Raw genomic sequence first — 18,039 nt, 5'->3', positions numbered from 1 at the left:
TTTGTGTTTTAATCAGAATATTGGAAAAGGAGCGGGATAAGGCTGTGGGAAACTTAAATCGAACCCTATTTACGGAAGATATCATCAGAAGATTAGAGAAGAATCCAAATGTTCAGCGAGTATCCGAGACGAATATTTCGTATACTGCTGAGTTTAAGTTGGCGGCAGTGAAGGCCTACAACGAGGGGACACCCCCGTCAGAAATATTTCTTAGGGCGGGCTTTGACCTGGATCTCATCGGTTCTAAAAAACCAAAGCATAGTTTGAAACGCTGGAGAGATAGCTTTGCTAAATATGGTGAACTGGGACTACTGGAAGAACGGCGTGGCAAAGGCAGCGCTGGGCGAAAGCCTGCAAGTCCCTTGTCTGCTGACGAAGAACTGAAGCGCGCAAAGGCGAAGATCAAATTACTAGAAGCTGAGGTCGACTTTCTAAAAAAGCTCGAAGCGCTCGAACGGAACAAAGGAAGACCTTAACACCTTCGGAGCGCTACGAGATCATTTATTACACCCTGAGAGCCCATGGACTCAGCCGCATGACGCGTTATTTCTGTGAAGTCGCCGCCGTGAGCACCAGTGGCTATTACAGATGGCTGGGCTCCGAGCAAAGACGCCAACTTCGTACAGCCGACGACGAACGTGACCTTGTTCTTATTAAGCAACACTTCGACGCATTACAAGGAAGAGCTGGCGCTTTGGTGATTAAGATGCGTTTGGAGCACCTCAGCGGGGTCACCATGAACCACAAGAAGATTCGCCGATTAATGCGTAAGTTTAACCTTGTCGCGGCCATACGGCAAGCTAACCCGTACCGTAAGATGGCAAAGGCTACGCAGGAGCATCAGACCTGTGCAAACTTACTGAAACGCCAATTTGACCAGAACGAGCCGGAGAAAGTCTTTCTAACCGATATCACGTATCTGCGGTACGGAAACGGACAGTGGGCTTATCTTTCGTGCATAAAAGATGGAGCAACGAGACAAATTCTTGCCGACTGTGTAGCAGGGACACTAGAGTTACCACTCGTTGAAAAGACGATTCGGCGCCTGCTGGAACGGCTGGATGGAAACCTTCATCCAGAAGCCATTTTCCACTCCGATCAGGGCATGCACTACACGCATCCTAAAACTCGTCTTCTCATTGAGCAGGCAGGTTTTCAACAGTCCATGTCCCGTAAAGGGAACTGTTGGGATAATGCATCGATGGAGTCATTCTTTGGGCATATGAAAGATGAAATGAGCGTTCGAGATTGTCAGAATCTTACGGAAGTCAGGGCTCGTGTTTCGGAATATATTGCCTACTATAACTCCGAGCGATACCAATGGACATTAAAAAAGATGACTCCTGACGAATTCAGGAGTCATCTCCTAGCGAGCTAGCTCTAGGGTGTTTCTTTTAAACCGTCCTCAAATCGGGTCACAGTTCAACACGTTCTTTAGGGCTTTTTCTTTATGCCTTCGTATTTACTTAGGAACATTAGCCATTCGTTACAAAGCTGTGAACGGTGTTACAGTATGTAATCTATTCGCTTTGGTGATTCCTCTTCAAACTGCATAAGGACAAATATATCAGCGATGTCTAATTACCTTATTCCTTTGATATTCAACTTAAATCTGACCTGCCAATCTATATGAATACTGTAAGTAAATCTGATGATAGCGAATTGATTAAACTTGACAAGAAACTTACCGCTGGTCAACTTTAAGGTCAGTATTTATAGGTATAAAAAAAGCCCACCCAAAGGTAGGTAAATGAATTTGTATTTGTATTAATTTTTGCTCAAGACATTTCCTGAAAGACCAATCATCGACATTGCTTCGGCTAGGTTATTGCTATTACTAGAAACATCGCCATAAAATGCATTAAGTGCAGAAATAAAATAGGTAGAACTGACAGAGACATCAAAGTTATTTGATTTCCAGTCTAAGATGACACCTTCCACAATATCTTTTTTTTGAGTATTGTTCATTTTCAGCCAATCAGACCCTGTAGTGCTACCAGCAGTCTTATTCCATGTTTCCTCAGAATAATCCTCATTAATATCTTTTTGTAAGGTTGAGGATGAAGTGTTTTTGCTTCCTGAACCGAATTCCTCTTCTAACTCATCATATTTCCAACGAATTTTATTATATTCCTTATTGAAACTAATCATGTCTTCCTTAAACACACCTTCGTAATCTATTAACTCATACCATACACCATCAATTTTATTGAATATTTCTTCATTATGTTTTTCATCATCGTTTATCTGTTCATAATTATATCTAGCATTTATGTATAAACTAAGATAATCAATGTCAATTATGTTAGTCACATTAGTATTCTTAATAAATAACCTCGCCTCTTCCCAGTTCGCCTCTCGAATATAGGAGTATAATTTTTCTTGATTTCTAAGAGTTATCCTCGTTGCCTTAATTTCTTTTTCATCCATATAATTACTATATAAACTACTTAACCCTGCTATTAATACTACTATTATGATTATTATTAGTGCTTTTACTGGAAATTTATCTTTCTCATTTTCAATGATATCATCAGGAATTCTTACACTTATAGGAATACTTCCTTCGTTATGTACTTCTAGTGGGATGATATTACCATTAATTAACTTTGACCCACAGTTATTACAAAACAAACTCTCCTCTGGATTCTCATGAGCACAATTGTTACAAAGCATCATGTGTATCCTCCAATACATTTTAAATTCATATGTTTTTTAAAGAATAAGCGTATAAACTAAAATATCCACCAATATCATTATCAGTCCCAAAATTAGCAATCCCTTGCCGATGCTTTGCTTTTCATAATCATCATTAAAAGCAAACATTCCACCAACTATTAATCCGACAATTGGAATAAAAAGTGTAGCAATATAGAGCAGTATAGTAGCAGAGACAAAGTTACTATCAGAGTCAACTTCAGGAACGTAATAATCTTTCTTAGACTTCTGTATAAATACTGTTCCACAATACTTACACTTAATATCATCAGTACCAACCTCTTCATTACAATGCGAACAAATTCGTTTTTCTTCTTTTTTTTCAATTGTTTTTAATGCTTCTGGTATTCCAAGAACTAAAGAGTCTTTAAGTGTGCTACTACATTGAACACAAATGAAGGCATTTTCGCTATTGCTCTCACCACAATTGTTACATATCTTTGATGCAATTTTAAGAGTCCTCCAAGACATTTTATCTAAATTCTACCACTCCACATATATCAGGTATATAGTAACTCTCACATTCAAAGATCACAATAGTTTAGCGACCAAAATTAGATGATGACATATTATTAGTGGTAAAATATTACTGATAAATATGATTAGATAAATGATCCGTAAGAATAATTATAGATGAGGTATTCCATTATGGATAATATATTCGGGATTGATCAAAACGTATTAGAAGTACAGGCTAATCTAGAGAAAGCAATTTTTAAGATGAGAATGGCGGGGTACAATGTTCCTAAAAATTGTAGGTTCGAAGAGTACAAAAATAAATGCTTTGTAGATTACCTCAATTAATTAAATTAGATGACTATAGTTCAGAAGTTGAAATCAAAAAGGAACTGATGTATGGCTATAAAGATTATTGGGAATTATTAGGCATTACTAACTCGAGGACAGTATTAAATTGTAGAGACAAGAACATAAGAGATGAAATTCATAACATTTTTAATGGTGGAATATTGGAGAGAGGGGACCATTCACCTTGGAACTATCAATTTCAATATTATCTTTCATCATGGTTTGAGGAATCAGGTTTTAAAGTATCACTTGAAGAGCCGGATTTTAAGTTTATACATAAAGGAAGGAGTTATGGGGTTGCAGCAAAAAGATTAAATGGGAAAGGAAACATTTCTGATAATATTAGAAAAGCAGAAAAGCAAATACAAGCGACAAGTCATTATGGATTTATTGCCCTTTGTTTAGATAATTTGCATAAACTGATTAATCAGAATATTTTATCTTTTAATAATCCTGACAAATCTATAAGAGACGCAGAGGATATTGTAAATACAATTCTAAGAAGTTACTTGAAAAGTAGTAATTTCACTTCTAGGACTAGCCAAATTCTTGGTATCATTGCAGTGGTCTCATTTCCCTACTATTTGTATTCTGGAAAACCGACATTTGAACTTGGTTATACTTCTTATTTGTCTTTCTTACCGATACAATCATACGATTCGCCTGAATGGAATGAGGTAATATCGATACAAAGCCATATAAAACGAGTCCGTTTGTCTTAGTGGAGTATAGTATGGAGTGAATTTTAGATAGTATAATGTTAAAATGCAGATTTATCACAATATCTGCTTGGATGAGGCTTACGGGTTACCGATTGCTTGAAACAACATATTTTATTGACGGTTATGTTCCGGTTATGGGCCAACAACTTGTACAGCCAATTCAGAGTCTCTTGTTAGACTCAAAAGTAGTAATGCTTGTGTCTCTACTATTGTCGTTATTATGCTTTACTGGATTATATGAGATGAATAAGAAATAAGTGAATGATTGGAAGCCCTTGTGTAAATACGTAAATATAAGTGTTAGATTCCGCAATTATAGTTATTCCTATGATAGGTAAAATGTAAAGGTAAAAGCTTTGATATATAAGGCTTTTTCTTTATTATGTATTTTATAAGGGTTTTTTAAGGTATGATATGTAGTAAACGAAAACGGCAGAGGTGAACCTTAATGGAACTTGGAATCGAGCTGGTTCCTAAAGAGCAGAAGCAGATGATAAGCAGATTGATGCAGTTCTATTTGTATGACTTTACCCGCTACCTGGAGCTGCAGGTGGACCGTGAAGGATTGTTCCCGTCCTATCCGGGACTTGAGGCTTACTGGAGCAGCGGTAAAAATAAATTCGTCTACCTGTTCACCGTAGACGGCAATGTCGCAGGCTTTGCCCTGATCGACCGTCTGCTGCGCGACCCGGAGGGCGAGTTCTATATGACGGAGTTTTTTGTGATGCAGCGCTACCGTCGCAGCGGTGTAGGAACCTGGGCGGCGCACCGGCTGTTCGACATGTTCCCGGGCAGCTGGAAGGTGTCGCAGATTCGTGCCAACATCCCTGCGCGGGATTTCTGGCACCGGGTCATCGGAGCTTATACCGGCGGTGATTTCCAGGAGCGGTTCAACTCCCGCCAAGGCAATCCCAGCCAATATTTCAGCACATTAAATACTAATAGAGTTAAGAAATAAATTCGCCTATTCCTGGAAGGATTTAGCGCAACTTTGGATCGTATCCGGCGTCTGGTAACTGAGGTGATTAAATTGTCCAAGCGAATGAGCTTATGGGGAGCGGGCTGTATAGCGGCTGCAATAGCAATCAGTACAGGCTGCAGTAATACTGCGGATCAGGGATCTTCGGTTGTTGAGCATACGGATCAGCCGTCAGCAACACCCTCAGCCGTTACGGCTACAATAGCTGCTCCTGCATCCGCGGTTCCGACTCCGTCTGCAACAGCCGCGCCTGCTGCTAAATCCGTGTCGCTGATTCCCGAAGAAGTACCGGAGTATTCAGGAAGCGGCAGTGGGTACGAGCTGGATGGCGTCAATGTCCAAGCAGATTACTCCGCAGACCAGACCTTACCGCTCGGGGTGTTTTTGCCGGAGACGATGATCCGTTTTGAACAGGATGGCAGAACGGCGTGGGGAACAGCGGACAAGCATAATTATATTACGTTAATTAAGCTAAGCTCAGCGAAGGATGTAACTGGCGGGAAGCATGAACCGGGCACAGACCGGGGACTGCTGAAGTTCAAGGAATATGAAGGAAGCAGGGTGGAGGGGGACCGGAGGGTTGAGGCATTTATTTTCACAGCCCACAAGGATTCTTTCCAGGCCGAGATCCATATTCAGGACGAGCAACGGGATAAGCTGCTTCCCCTCTTCACATCTATGCTGAGTGGTATGGAATACATGGAGAAGCAACCGCCGATTAAGCCGGGAGTGTTCTTCAAGGTCCCTGATGTAGGCTCCAGTCCGGGCAATAAGCAAGCGCTCCAGGAGACACTGGACTGTATTGCAGCCTGGGCAGCTAAGGACAAAGAAAAGTTCGCTGCCACGATGTATTCACCGCTGCTTAAAGACAACTTACAGTCCTTCTTACTGGACAATAAGAATGTCTACCGCTTCAATAAACTGACCCTAGTCGGAATTCCTATCGAGGGAACTAAGCGGGCAGGCTTCTATGTTGAGTTTACTCAGATGACCTCTGAGGGCTATATTACTGAGAGCACTTACGAGATTTCATTGCTGCCGAATAAGCAGGGGGAGTGGAAGATCGCTAATATTGATTAGGCAGAGCGCCTGCCGAAGCTCGAAAGCTTGAGACACCTATGGGGTTTCAGGCTTTTTTGCTGTATAAATAATCACAACCTTCCCAGGTCCTGACGTCTATAATCTATGTTGAACGGTGTTCAAAAACATTACAGTGTTCAATCAAGCGAACCAGCAGCACCTTAACAGAAGGAGTCTAACGATCATGAGCAAAGCAGAGAGACAAGAGCAGGAGCGCGAAGCGATGCGTAATCTGATTCTCACTACGGCTGGCGAGCTGCTGGCAGAGAAGGGGATCAGGCAGCTGTCGATCCGCAAAATCGCTGAACGGATGGAGTATTCGGCAGGCATTATTTATCACTATTTTCAGGGAAAAGAAGACATTGTGGAACAGCTTCTTCAGCGGGGCTACCGGGAGCTAATGGGCGGACTGATTGCCGGATCGGAAGCTTCACCAGATGAAAACTCTCCAGAAGAGTGCTTAAGACGCTCGCTGAGACAGTTCATTAAGGTCACAACCGCAGAAGGCTCACAGTACCGGAGTATGATGCTGAATGATTCGCCGTCCGTGCTTAGCCACACCGGGGTTTTGCATCAGGGAGCAGCCCTGGAAAGCAGCGGGATCGCCATGCTCTGTGATACGCTCCGTCAATTCAGCGGGATGGCCTCCTGTAAGCAGAGGGAGCTTGAACTCACCGCCCAAATCATCTGGAGCGCAGCTTTTGGACTGATAATGAGGCTGATGGTAGAGGGGAATCTGCCTGAGGTGCAGAAGGAGGCTCTGATTAATCGGCACATAGAAGCCATGGTGCGTATTGCACAAGGATAGGAGGACTAAGATGAGACATAGACGAACCATTACCTTTTTAACGTGGATGGTGATAGTGCTTGGGATTGTTGCGTCAGGAATCGGGCTATTTTCAGGTGAAGAATCTGAGAATGAGGGGAGCCATCCCATCTTCACCTCCATCCGGGGAGAACAGATTGAATTGTACGGAAGCGGCATCTACAAGGAAGATTCTTTGTCCGCAGCAGCCCAGGCGATCGCCCAAGATGGCATTACGCTAGCGGTGGGAATTCCTCTGCTGTTCGTATCTCTGCTCATGAGTCTCAGAGGAACGATCCGGGGGCGGCTGCTGCTGGCCGGAGCGCTCGGATACTTCACCTATACCTATGCTTCATACTGTTTTCTGGCCATGTATAATGATCTGTTTTTGGTCTACGTCTTGCTGTTCTCGGGCAGCTTATTTGCATTTATTTTGGTTTTTCGCTCGGTGGAACGGGACGGGGTGTCGATGAAGACGCAGCTTCCCGCGGTAAAAATTGGCTTCATCCTGCTGCTGATTGCTTTCCTGATTATCATGCTTTGGCTGGGACGGATTGCCGGCGGCTGGCGGCAGGGTACCTCACCTGAGGGGCTGGAGCATTATACCACGCTGGTGATTCAGGCACTGGATTTAGCTGTATTGCTTCCGGTCATGGTGCTAACAGGGGTATTGCTCGTCCGTAGGCAGTCTTACGGTTACCTTCTGGCTCCTGTTGTCCTGGTAAAAGCGGCAACCCTGCTAACCTCTATCTCCTCCATGATGATTGGGATGCTGAGGGCAGGAGTTCATGTCTCCATGGTAGAGTTGATCCTGTTTCCAATCTTCAATCTGGCAGTCATCTGGTGTCTCATTCTTGTACTTCGCAACGCGCAGGAACCCGCACCACCTGCAATCCCATTACCTATAGAATAGAGGCGGACTTCATGAGCAATCGGATCTTGATCGTGTATGCAAGCAAATACGGATGTACTGAAAAAGCCGCTTTACTGCTGCAAGCCAGGCTGGACGGGGCTGAGGTGGTGAATCTGAGATCTGGCAAGTTGCCCGATCTGACTGGCTACGACACAGTAATTTTAGGCGGCTCGATCTACTATGGAAGAATCCGTAAGGAGATGGCTGCATTTACAGCCCAGCACAAGCAAGAGCTTTTAACCAAACGGCTGGGATTGTACATCTGTGCAGGAATGACAGGGGAGAAGGGGGAGCAGGAGCTTAAGCAGGCATATCCCGGGATCATCTACAACAAGGCGCTTGCCAGAGAGATCATGGGCGATGAGATCTACCCGGACCGGATATCTGCGCTGGATAAGTGGGTTATACGTATGGTAAAAGGCAAGGAGCACAAGACAGGAGGCGGGCTGTCCATGGATAAGCTGGAACGCTTCGCGCATACGATGGCGGCAGGCGGGTAGGGTGGAGGAGAACGAAGGTTAGCGGCGATGTAATGAGGTGGAGCAGCAGTATTTTGAAGCGGAAATGTGTTAAATTGAAGGGTGAATTAGGTGACAAGAGTGATAGTAGGACATTGAGAAACATAACACAGATTATGTTAACTTATAGCCAATAACTATAGCGTATCAAAAAGAAAACTCTCAAAAAGAAACACACCAACGCTGCACACCTTAATTACTATATTTCATCATATGAAAAATTCATAATAGTAAAAGCAAAAATACAAGCTCCCCTTCATTACTACGCCTAAACCCAAACCTACATCTAACCTTAGTAACTAACTAAAGGAAAAAGAGAGCTGAACCCCTGCCAAAACAGATCATCGCTGTCAACCCATACGGGCGGGTTACGCATCTGGACTTGTCGTTGATCAGCCAGTACAGGGCTGCGGAGCGGAGCTAGTTGAAGGAAACACGTGGAAAAATGTATCTTTTTTCACCTGTATCAAGGTGGATCTCCTGAAGCAATTGGAAAAACAGCATCTACTGAAGGCGATGTTGCGTATTTGCCGGGAATGCGCCCGAAGAAGTGCCATTTTTCCAATTGTTATCTCAAAAGGGATGATTCGTTCATCAGCAAATGTAGAAAATCCAACTACTTCCGTTCCCCAAACTTCGCTTAGTACCGGGCGGCCCGATACGTGAAGCCTGCATTGGCCAGTTTCTGGCCGGCAGAATCACAAAGCTACTATACCCGCTGTAAGCTGATCTGTCATTTGGAAGGCCATGTTCAGAGACTTCAGCGCATGTCGCAGCGACAGCGTAGAATTTGTTCTGTCCCGGAGGCTCAGGAGGGCGTGGCGCAAGCTTTTGGCATAGGTATCACTCGGAATCAGCGGGATGGCCGCTTGCCCCTCGGAAGTATACGCGGCAAGGCTCGCCTGGATCACCCCATTCGCATCACTGCACTCACGGAACTCCAGCTTCGCCTGCTCGAAATAGGCTTCATACCCGATAGTAAAAGGATAACTCCCCGGCATCTGCGAAGAAACAGTGAGCTGTGCACTCCACTCAGGCTGCAGGAAGGAGGCCAGGACCAGCGCCTGTCCATCCTTGTCACCGGAGGTACCCCAGACCGCAGAAGGTACAGGTGAATCCATCAGCCAGGCGATGAAATCCAGCTCATGAATCATCAGATTGGCAGCGATGGCCGAGAGGCCCAGATCCCCCCAGAGCGGAGCGGTCTCCCGGCGCATACTCAGATGCAGAAGCTTCCCGTAGGTCTCCTCACGAACCGCCTGCTCCAGGTATTCATAGGCATAATCGAATTTGATGAATTGATTGACGAGGATTCTGCGGCCATACCGCTGTTCGGCGTCCAGCAGCTCCCGTCCTTCTTTAGGCTCCAGAACAACCGGCGTCTCGCAAAAAACATGTTTTCCCCGTCTCAGCGCCTCTAACGCATAGGTCTTATGTAGTGAAGACGGCAGACAGATATCCACTACGTCAATCGCGGGATCAGACAAAATGTCCTCAGCATTCATCGTGATCTCTACCCCCAGCTCTTCCTTCAGCTTCAACAGTTTGGCCTCATTTCTCCCGAAGACCACGATCCGGTTCACGAACTCCATTTGCTTGAACAGAGAGGCATGATACGCCCCGAATCCAGTTCCCAATATGCCAATATTCATTTGCAGCAGCTCCTTACATTTGATACATTCATCTTAACGCCCTATTGTTGACAACAGAGCGGCAAGAATAGATGACGAATATGAGACTTGGGGGAGACGCATGCGGCTGCACCGACTGATTGGAATACTTTTACTGCTTGAATCCCGGGGGAAAATGAAGGCCAAGGAGCTGGCCGAAGCGCTGGAAACCTCTGTCCGTTCGATCTACAGGGATGTTGATGTCCTGGCGGAATCGGGCCTTCCACTTGTGTCGGCCACCGGGCCGGACGGCGGGATTTCGCTCATGGAAGGCTATACGGTGAATCTGCGGAGGCTGCATGGGGAAGAGGTAGTACAGCTCTTTTTGACAGGGATGGGGATGCCGGCGGGCGGTTCAGGAGAAACCAGTCTGCTGCTCAAGAGTGCGCTTCTGAAGCTGGAAGCAAGCTTGCCGGCACCCTACCAGGATGATATCCGTACCGCGCAGCGCCGGTTTCTGTTCGATGCTACGCCGTGGTGGAGCGGTCAGACAGCGGTGCCGTATCTTGAGACTCTGCGCACTGCAGTGTGGAGGGGGCGGAAGATTACGGCAGATTACCGTAAGGTGAATGGGGAGAACTCACTGCGGAAGCTTCAGCCCTATGGACTCATCGTGAAGCGTGGGGAGTGGTATCTTGCCGCCTATTGCGAGCGCGCCGGGGATCTGCGGACATTCAAATGCGAACGGTTCACTGCCGTTACTTTGTTGGACGAGACCTATGCCATCCCTGAGCAGTTCTCTCTCCAGGCATACTGGAGTCAAGCAGAGCAAGCCTTCGTTCAGACCAGCAGAGCGCGGGAGTTCTATCCGGTGGTCATCCGTACTCGCGTTAAGAATGAGCAGATATTGCAGGGGCTGGATGTCATGAATACAGAATCTGATGGAGAAGCAAGGCTTGTAACGGTGAATATGTATGATCATAACTCGGCCTGTGCGAGGGTGCTGCCGCTATTGGTTCATGCTGAAATTGTGGGACCGCCGGAGCTGAGAGAGTATGTCAGCAATCAAGTACGAATGTGGGATAAAATGTATAATCACAGTTAGGTAAACATAATCAATATTATGTTAACCTAACTGGCGATCCAAGAGTGACAATAATAAACCCCAGACCTTGCTTGTCAGCAGGTTTGGGGTTTATTGACTTTGTTGAACCGTACCTTTTCCAAACATAAGAGGATAGAATTCAATTACAGAACATTATACGATAAACTGTACAGAGGTTTAGATGTCAGCTTACTTAACAAAAGGAGGACTTGAGATGCTGCAAGGGCTGATCCTACGGTTGAGAAGAAGTAAAATGCGCACCAGACTGCTGCTCTTGTTCACCATGCTGACGCTGCTGCCGTTAAGTGTACAGGGGATGGTGACGTACCGTCATTTCTCCTCCACCTTGAACGAGAAAACAAAGCAATATACAGTGGATGTGGCCGGACAGGCCAACGCCAATCTGGATAGGCTGCTGAAGGATCTGGAGCGGTTGTCGCTGATGCCACTGTATGATGAACAGGTGTTATCTATTCTGGCTAAATACGATGGTCCTATGGGCTCAGGCACATGGGCACTGTCTGATGATTATCAGAAAATGAAGCTATATACCTCTGCACAGGCCTATGACCGACCGGAAATCCGGGGCATTCACCTGCTGAGCAACAGCGGAACCCTGTTCTCCAATGTAGAACCGCTTGCGGTCAACACCTCGTGGGATGCCAGGCATGACGAATGGTTCAGCGCCCTTACGCGGTCGGACGGCGAGTGGATCATTCTTCCTCCGCATCGTCCGTCTTATTATGCCGGAACCGACCCTTCATCTTATATTTCGGTAGCCAGGGTTATCAAGGAACCCAGGACGCTAAGGCGTCTGGGTTACATCCTTATTGACGCTAAGCAATCGGCCTTTGGCTCTGTTTTTGCGAAGCTGAAGATTGAAGAGTCCACGAATCTGATGATCATTGATGGAGATCAGCGGCTGCTGTATGAGCAAAAGCCGGATAACGGGCAGTCGGCCTACGGCCAGCTTATGGGCTCCGGGCGGATTAAAGAGTTGCATGGCGGGGAGCGGGAGAGGCTGGGAGGTACAGATTATTTGTTTATCAGCCATAAGTCCCCGTATTCGGGCCTTTCCATCATCGGTCTGACCCCCATTGGAGTCATGCTGAAGGAATCACGCGCGATGATGATTTTCACGTTATGGCTTGCCCTCTTTTGCCTGGTGACGGTGCTGCTGCTCGCTTATGCGGTATCGTACCGGATTACCCTCCCGCTGGTGGAGCTCAAGAGTAATATGTCCAGGGTGGAGCGGGGAGATTTCAACAAGCGGGTCAGTCCGCTTGGGGGAGATGAATTCGGGCAGCTAGGGCGCGGGTTCAACAAGATGATGGACGAAATCAACCGCCTGTTTCATGAGGTGCTTGTGACCCGCCTCCGGGAAAAGGAGGCAGAGCTGTCCGCCCTGCAGAGTCAGATCAACCCGCATTTTATCTATAATACGCTGGAATCGATCAATATGATGGCCGTCCAGCGCAGGCATGATGAGGTATCGGATATGGTATCCGCACTGGGCAAGCTGCTTCGCTATACGATTGACAAGGCCGGCCGGCTCGTATCGCTGGGAGAGGAAATTGCGTTCGTAGACTCCTATGTGCGTATCCAGCAGATTCGTTTCGGCGGGAAGCTGACGGTGCATAACGAGATTGAAGAAGAAGTACTGCATTTGCGCATACCGAAGCTCACGATTCAGCCGCTGGTGGAGAACGCCATTGAGCACGGGATCGCGGGGCGCGAAGAAGGGACGATCTGGGTGTCAGCGCTGCGTTTTGACAACGAGCTATTAATTACGGTCCGCGACGACGGGAACGGATTAGAGGAGGAGGCACTCACGGAGCTGAACCGGGAGATCGAACAAGATCCCTCCATGGATTCGCTCCGGCGCAGCGAGGAGGAGAGTCTGGGGCTACGCAATATCGGCCAGCGGATCAAGCTGCTGTACGGGGAAGGCGGGAGTCTCACGGTTGACGGAAGTCCGGGGCAAGGGCTGGCCGTGACCATTACAATAACGATACCGGAATCAGGGGGAGAAGAGGATGTATAAAGTGCTGCTCGTAGAGGACGAAATCGTAATTAGACAAGGGATGCGTGAGCTGATTAGCCGGTCGGCGCCCTTTTTTGAGGTGACGGCTGAAATGCCGGGTGGACGGGAAGCGCTGCTGTACTTAAAGTCTGAGCTGCCGGACGTAATGATTACCGATATCCGTATGAAGGAAATGGACGGTCTGGCGCTGGCCGAAAAGGTGAAGTCGATGTATCCCGGGCTGCTCGTCATCATTGTGAGTGGATACGGCGAATTCGAATACGCCCAAAAAGCCATTGAATACGGCGTTCTTCATTACCTGTTAAAGCCGGTAGAACGTCATGAACTGGTTAGTGTGATGGAAAAAGCACGGTTGCTGCTCGATAAGCGTCATGGCATATCTTCCCTGGAACATACGCCAGGCCCGCTGCGGGTGGAGAGCGGGGGAGATACGCGCAAGATCATACGGGATGTTAAGGAATATGTCAGACTGCATATTGACGGTGATCTGCGGCTGCAGACGGTAGCTTCCCATGTCAATCTGAACGCTACGTATCTGAGCCAGCTGTTCAAGGGGGAGGCGGGCTGCAATTATTCAGACTATGTAACCGATTCCCGGATGGAACGTGCGAAATGGCTGCTCAGCCATACCCAGCTCAAAATTTATGATGTCGCCCGGCTATCCGGCCATCAAAGCCCGAAGCATTTCATGCTGGTGTTCAAGCAGCAGACGGGGATGACGGGTGGAGAATACCGCAATCAATTTAATAGTCAAGAATGAAATGTTAGTTAATCTAACGTAAAAACATAAATATAACGAACCATTCCTGTATTTTGGATGATTTCTACACCGGATACGTCTCCTTTATACTAAAAGAGTCATTAAAACTAACATATCAAAGGGGGATATTCATGAAAAAAGCAGGAGCAGTGCTTCTTTCAGCCATGCTGCTGGGTTTAACGGCAGGTTGTGCCAAGCCCACAGCAAGCGGAAATGCTGAGAGTCCCGGGAAACAGGGAGATGTGGAGTTAAAGTTTCTGATGTGGGGCAATCAAGGGCATATGGATGTTTACAACAAGCTGATCAGCCAATTTGAAGCAGATAATCCGGGCATTAAGGTGACCATGGATTCGGTGCCATTCACGGATTATCAGCAGAAAATATCCGTGCTGGCCGCAGGGAAATCCCTTCCGGATATCGCCTGGGTATCGGAGCGGATGATCCCGCAGTTCAAGGCCAACGGGATTCTGGCGGATGTCTCCTCCTTCAAAGACGATGCTTCCTTTAACCTGGATGATTATATTCCGAGCACGCTAGATTTGTTCCGGGACGGGGATCAATTGCTTGGCCTGCCGTTCTCGACACCGCCGGTGGTCATGTTCTACAACAAGACGCTGTTCGATAAGGCGAACCTGACCGACCCGAATACACTGGCCTCCGAAGGGAAATGGACCTGGAAGACCTTCGAGGAATCCGCCAAAGCAATTGCTGTCAAAGACGCTGGGGGCCGGGTATATGGCGCGAACTTCTTCCGTGACTGGAAGACCTGGGCCATTCTGTCTTCGTACGCCTGGTCTTATGGAAGCGGCCCGTTCAATGAGGATCTGACCGCTTTCACCTGGAACGACCAGTACGGCGTGGAGACCCTGGAGCTGCTGGAGCGGATGATGTATAAGGACGAATCCCACCCGAAAGCAGGCGAGCAGATCAGCTTCGATGCGGGGAATCTGGGAATGTTCTTCGACAACTACAGCTATGTCTCGAAAGCGCGTGACATTAAAGGGTTTGAATGGAGCATTGCACCGATGCCGTCCGGCTCCGCAGGCAGTGTTCCGATGCTGGGCCAAGCAGGCTATACGCTGTTCAAGGACAGCAAGCATCCGGAGGAAGCCAAAAAACTGCTCAAGCTGTTCGCCAGCCAGTCAGGCATTGAGGCGACTTCCACTTATTTCGTACCTCCGCGCACATCGGTGCTGAGTTCCGATGCGTTCCTGAATCAGCCGAACAACCCGCCAGCCGAGCACATCGTGCAAGCTGTTATCGATGAAATGCCGAAGGCGCGCATCATTCCAGGCCACATCCGCTGGCAGGATATCGACAATGCTGTGCTGCAAGGCTTTGACCGCCTGTTCGGCCAATCCGCGTCCGCCAAGGACAATATGGCGAAGATGCAGAGCGATGTCGAGGCTATTTTGAAATAAGACTCCGGGCAAGGGTCTGTCAACCGGCGTTCAACAGAGTGCAGCGTCCGGCTTGACGGACCGCCCGAAATGGGGAGCGAAATACAATGGGTAAATTGAAGCGCAGATTGGAGCAAAGCGGCCTGTCCTTGATCATCAGCCTTCCTGCCAATGATGTAAGACTGGCAAAGGCAGCGCTTGAGGAAGGCGCCGATGCTTTGAAGGTTCATTTTAATGTCGGCCACCGGGCCAGCGGTACGCATTTCGGTCCGCTTGAGGGCTATGAAGATATTTTTAGCGAGATCCGCTCTACCTTTGACGGTCCCTTTGGGGTAGTGCCCTCAGGCAGCTTAGGGGGTGTGTCGGAAGAAGAGATTAGGCGGCTTGCTCCGCTCGGGTTCGATTTCTATTCGATCTATGCCCATCATCTGCCGTCCTTTATGCTGGAGGATCACAGCTTTGACCGGACCTTTGCCATTAATGACACCTATGATCTCAGTCAGGTCCGGGAAGGGGCGCAGTTCGGGATCACAGCGCTTGAAGCTTCGATTGTACCTGGCAGCGAATACGGGACGGGTCTTAGCTTCGCAGATCTGCTGAAATACCGGTATTTGGCCGACCATTCCGGTCTTCCCGTCCTGGTGCCTTCCCAGCGTAAGCTGGTTACAGGAGATGTACCGTCCTTGCAGCGCGCGGGAGTGAAAGCGATCATGTTAGGTGCAGTGGTGACGGGCAAGACAGAAGATGAGCTGCGGCGTGCGGTTAGCTCGTTCCGTGGTGCCATAGACAAATTGAGCTAGGGGGCGGTGAATTCCGGCATGAACAGAAAGCTCAAGAGACGAAACAAGGGTCCGCTTGCCCGCGAGGCACAGGTGACCGGATGGCTTTTTATATCGCCAATGCTGCTTGGTTTCACGTTATTATTGTTATTTCCAATGGGGAAAGCGCTCTATATGAGCCTAAATGACTGGCCGCTGCTTGGCGAGCACCGGTTTGTCGGTCTGGAAAATTACAAGGATATTGCGGTGGACCCGCTGTTCTGGAAGGTCTTCGGCAACACGGCTTATTTCACACTTGGTCTGGTGCCGTTTAACATTGTGCTGGCTCTGATGCTGGCGCTGCTGTTATCCCGTAGCCTGAAGGGCATCGGCATCTTCCGTACCGCGATCTTCGTTCCCGTAATGACTTCGCTGATCGTCTGGTCCATCGTCTGGAAGTACATGTTCGCGACCGATTCCGGGCTGATCAATCAGCTCTTGATGCTCTTCAACATTAAAGGGGCAGCTTGGCTGTATGACGAGAGACTGGCAATGCCGGCTGTTATCGTGACAAGTGTACTGAAGAACGTGGGGCTAAATATGGTGCTCTTCATCGCTGCGATCCAGCAGGTATCGCGTTCGCTCTACGAGGCGGCTGAGCTGGACGGGGCAGGCAAGACCAAAACCTTTTTCAACGTGACCCTTCCCATGATTACGCCAACCGTATTTCTGACCGTGGTGATGACCGTAATTGGCTCGCTGAAGGTGTTCGGCCAGATCTATGTGATGACCCAGGGCGGGCCGAGTAACAGCACCAAGGTACTGGTCTATTACATCTGGGAAAAAGCGTTCAAGCTGTTCCAGATGGGCTACGCTTCGGCGCTTGCATTTGTGTTGTTCTTTGTGGTGTTGATCTTGACTCTGCTGCAGTGGCAGCTGCGAAAGAGGTGGGTATTCAATGAGAGCGATGCCTAGCGCCGGCAAAAAGTGGTCTGTAGCAGGAGTGTATGCTGCATTAACGGCGGTATCGCTGATTATGCTTATTCCGTTTCTGTGGATGCTGTCTACTTCCTTCAAACGGCCGCAGGATATTTTCACCTACCCGCCGCAGCTGATTCCGCCGGTATTTCAGTTTCAGAATTATGTGGATGTCTTTACGCTGATCCCGTTTCACCGCTTCTATTTTAACAGCATCTATATCTCATTTGTCGTCGTGGCGGGAACAGTGTTTTTCGCTTCGCTGGCCGGTTATGCGTTTGCCAAGATTCCCTTCACCGGAAGAAATGCCGTATTTCTGGTGCTGCTCAGTGCCATGATGATCCCGCATGAAGTGACGGCGATCCCGATGTTCCTGTTCATGCGCGACCTGGGCTGGATTGACACGCATCTGCCGTTGATTCTGTTGCCGATCTTCGGCGCAAGCGGTGTGTTCGGGATCTTCGTCATGCGCCAATTTTTCATCACTGTACCCACGGAGCTTGAGGAAGCGGCGATGATCGACGGCTGCAGCCGGTTCCGCATTTACTGGAAAATCATGCTGCCGATTGCCCGTCCCGGGATGGCAACACTGACGATTTTCACGTTCGTGTCCATCTGGAATGAATTCTTCGACCCGCTTATTTTCATTAATACGCGTGAGCTGATGACCTTGCCGCTGGGATTATCGTTGTTTACAGATGAAGTGGGCACTTCCTGGCATTATCTGATGAGCGCCACCGTCATGGCAACCGTGCCGCTGCTGATCGTTTTCTTCCTGGCGCAGAAGCGGTTCATCGAGGGCGTAGCTATGACGGGGCTGAAGGAATAGCATACCAGGAAGG

At 48.0% G+C, this 18,039-nt stretch carries 17 protein-coding genes; 14 read left to right on the top strand and 3 right to left on the bottom strand.

Annotated elements, in window-relative coordinates:
- Positions 1–44 precede the first annotated feature (44 nt).
- Positions 45–1,378 (top strand): IS3 family transposase gene (locus MKZ07_RS08460; protein ID WP_442792484.1). Its coding sequence is split into 2 segments (ribosomal slippage): positions 45–426 and positions 426–1,378, totalling 1,335 coding nucleotides; the frame shifts between segments, so codons are not numbered across the junction.
- A 389-nt stretch (positions 1,379–1,767) separates the two neighbouring features.
- Here the strand turns inward: MKZ07_RS08460 and MKZ07_RS08455 are convergent.
- The gene (locus MKZ07_RS08455; RefSeq protein WP_341025530.1) at positions 1,768–2,679 is read right to left on the bottom strand and encodes a zinc ribbon domain-containing protein; all 912 of its coding nucleotides are present in this window, start codon (positions 2,677–2,679) and stop codon (positions 1,768–1,770) included.
- Positions 2,680–2,715: 36 nt separating this feature from the next.
- Positions 2,716–3,189 carry a double zinc ribbon domain-containing protein gene (locus MKZ07_RS08450; RefSeq protein ID WP_341025529.1) on the bottom strand — a complete coding sequence of 158 codons (474 nt, stop codon included), beginning with the start codon at positions 3,187–3,189 and terminating at the stop codon, positions 2,716–2,718.
- Positions 3,190–3,497: 308 nt separating this feature from the next.
- Between MKZ07_RS08450 and MKZ07_RS08445 the strand changes: the two genes are divergently transcribed.
- From MKZ07_RS08445 to MKZ07_RS08420, 6 genes are all read left to right on the top strand, one after another.
- Positions 3,498–4,247, top strand: coding sequence for a hypothetical protein (locus MKZ07_RS08445; RefSeq protein ID WP_341025528.1), 750 nt, complete (start codon positions 3,498–3,500; stop codon positions 4,245–4,247).
- 448 nt (positions 4,248–4,695) lie between these two features.
- A complete protein-coding gene (locus tag MKZ07_RS08440; RefSeq protein ID WP_036695410.1) occupies positions 4,696–5,205 on the top strand; it encodes a GNAT family N-acetyltransferase in 510 nt (169 codons plus the stop codon).
- A 33-nt stretch (positions 5,206–5,238) separates the two neighbouring features.
- Complete coding sequence (locus MKZ07_RS08435; protein WP_036695409.1) at positions 5,239–6,306, top strand: hypothetical protein; 1,068 nt, start codon at positions 5,239–5,241, stop codon at positions 6,304–6,306.
- Positions 6,307–6,490: 184 nt separating this feature from the next.
- Complete coding sequence (locus tag MKZ07_RS08430; RefSeq protein ID WP_051493550.1) at positions 6,491–7,114, top strand: TetR/AcrR family transcriptional regulator; 624 nt, start codon at positions 6,491–6,493, stop codon at positions 7,112–7,114.
- A 10-nt stretch (positions 7,115–7,124) separates the two neighbouring features.
- On the top strand, positions 7,125–8,024 hold the full coding sequence (locus tag MKZ07_RS08425) for a hypothetical protein (RefSeq protein ID WP_341025527.1): 900 nt from the start codon (positions 7,125–7,127) through the stop codon (positions 8,022–8,024).
- Positions 8,025–8,035: 11 nt separating this feature from the next.
- Positions 8,036–8,524, top strand: a complete 489-nt coding sequence (locus MKZ07_RS08420; protein WP_036695408.1) for a flavodoxin domain-containing protein — start codon at positions 8,036–8,038, stop codon at positions 8,522–8,524.
- A 716-nt stretch (positions 8,525–9,240) separates the two neighbouring features.
- Here MKZ07_RS08420 and MKZ07_RS08415 read toward each other — a convergent pair.
- Complete coding sequence (locus MKZ07_RS08415; protein WP_036695407.1) at positions 9,241–10,194, bottom strand: Gfo/Idh/MocA family protein; 954 nt, start codon at positions 10,192–10,194, stop codon at positions 9,241–9,243.
- 100 nt (positions 10,195–10,294) lie between these two features.
- Between MKZ07_RS08415 and MKZ07_RS08410 the strand changes: the two genes are divergently transcribed.
- The 7 genes from MKZ07_RS08410 (at position 10,295) to MKZ07_RS08380 (ending at position 18,026) form a co-directional block, all read left to right on the top strand.
- Positions 10,295–11,257 carry a helix-turn-helix transcriptional regulator gene (locus MKZ07_RS08410; RefSeq protein ID WP_036695406.1) on the top strand — a complete coding sequence of 321 codons (963 nt, stop codon included), beginning with the start codon at positions 10,295–10,297 and terminating at the stop codon, positions 11,255–11,257.
- Positions 11,258–11,471: 214 nt separating this feature from the next.
- Positions 11,472–13,301: a cache domain-containing sensor histidine kinase gene (locus tag MKZ07_RS08405; RefSeq protein ID WP_036695405.1), complete on the top strand. Its 1,830-nt coding sequence runs from the start codon at positions 11,472–11,474 to the stop codon at positions 13,299–13,301.
- Complete coding sequence (locus MKZ07_RS08400) at positions 13,294–14,061, top strand: response regulator transcription factor (RefSeq protein ID WP_036695404.1); 768 nt, start codon at positions 13,294–13,296, stop codon at positions 14,059–14,061. The genes MKZ07_RS08405 and MKZ07_RS08400 overlap by 8 nt, the downstream gene beginning before the upstream one ends.
- A gap of 131 nt (positions 14,062–14,192) precedes the next feature.
- Positions 14,193–15,482: an ABC transporter substrate-binding protein gene (locus MKZ07_RS08395; RefSeq protein ID WP_036695403.1), complete on the top strand. Its 1,290-nt coding sequence runs from the start codon at positions 14,193–14,195 to the stop codon at positions 15,480–15,482.
- An 86-nt stretch (positions 15,483–15,568) separates the two neighbouring features.
- A complete protein-coding gene (locus MKZ07_RS08390; RefSeq protein WP_341025524.1) occupies positions 15,569–16,261 on the top strand; it encodes a hypothetical protein in 693 nt (230 codons plus the stop codon).
- Between the two features lie 18 nt (positions 16,262–16,279).
- Positions 16,280–17,194 carry a carbohydrate ABC transporter permease gene (locus tag MKZ07_RS08385; protein ID WP_341025522.1) on the top strand — a complete coding sequence of 305 codons (915 nt, stop codon included), beginning with the start codon at positions 16,280–16,282 and terminating at the stop codon, positions 17,192–17,194.
- Positions 17,178–18,026, top strand: a complete 849-nt coding sequence (locus tag MKZ07_RS08380; protein WP_143804320.1) for a carbohydrate ABC transporter permease — start codon at positions 17,178–17,180, stop codon at positions 18,024–18,026. The genes MKZ07_RS08385 and MKZ07_RS08380 overlap by 17 nt, the downstream gene beginning before the upstream one ends.
- The last annotated feature ends 13 nt before the right edge of the window (positions 18,027–18,039 follow it).

Source organism: Paenibacillus sp. FSL P4-0338 (genome assembly GCF_038002365.1).
Lineage (GTDB): Bacteria > Bacillota > Bacilli > Paenibacillales > Paenibacillaceae > Paenibacillus_AQ.
The sequence above is the reverse complement of the archived record's forward strand: the minus strand, read 5'-3'. Positions and strand labels throughout refer to the sequence as shown.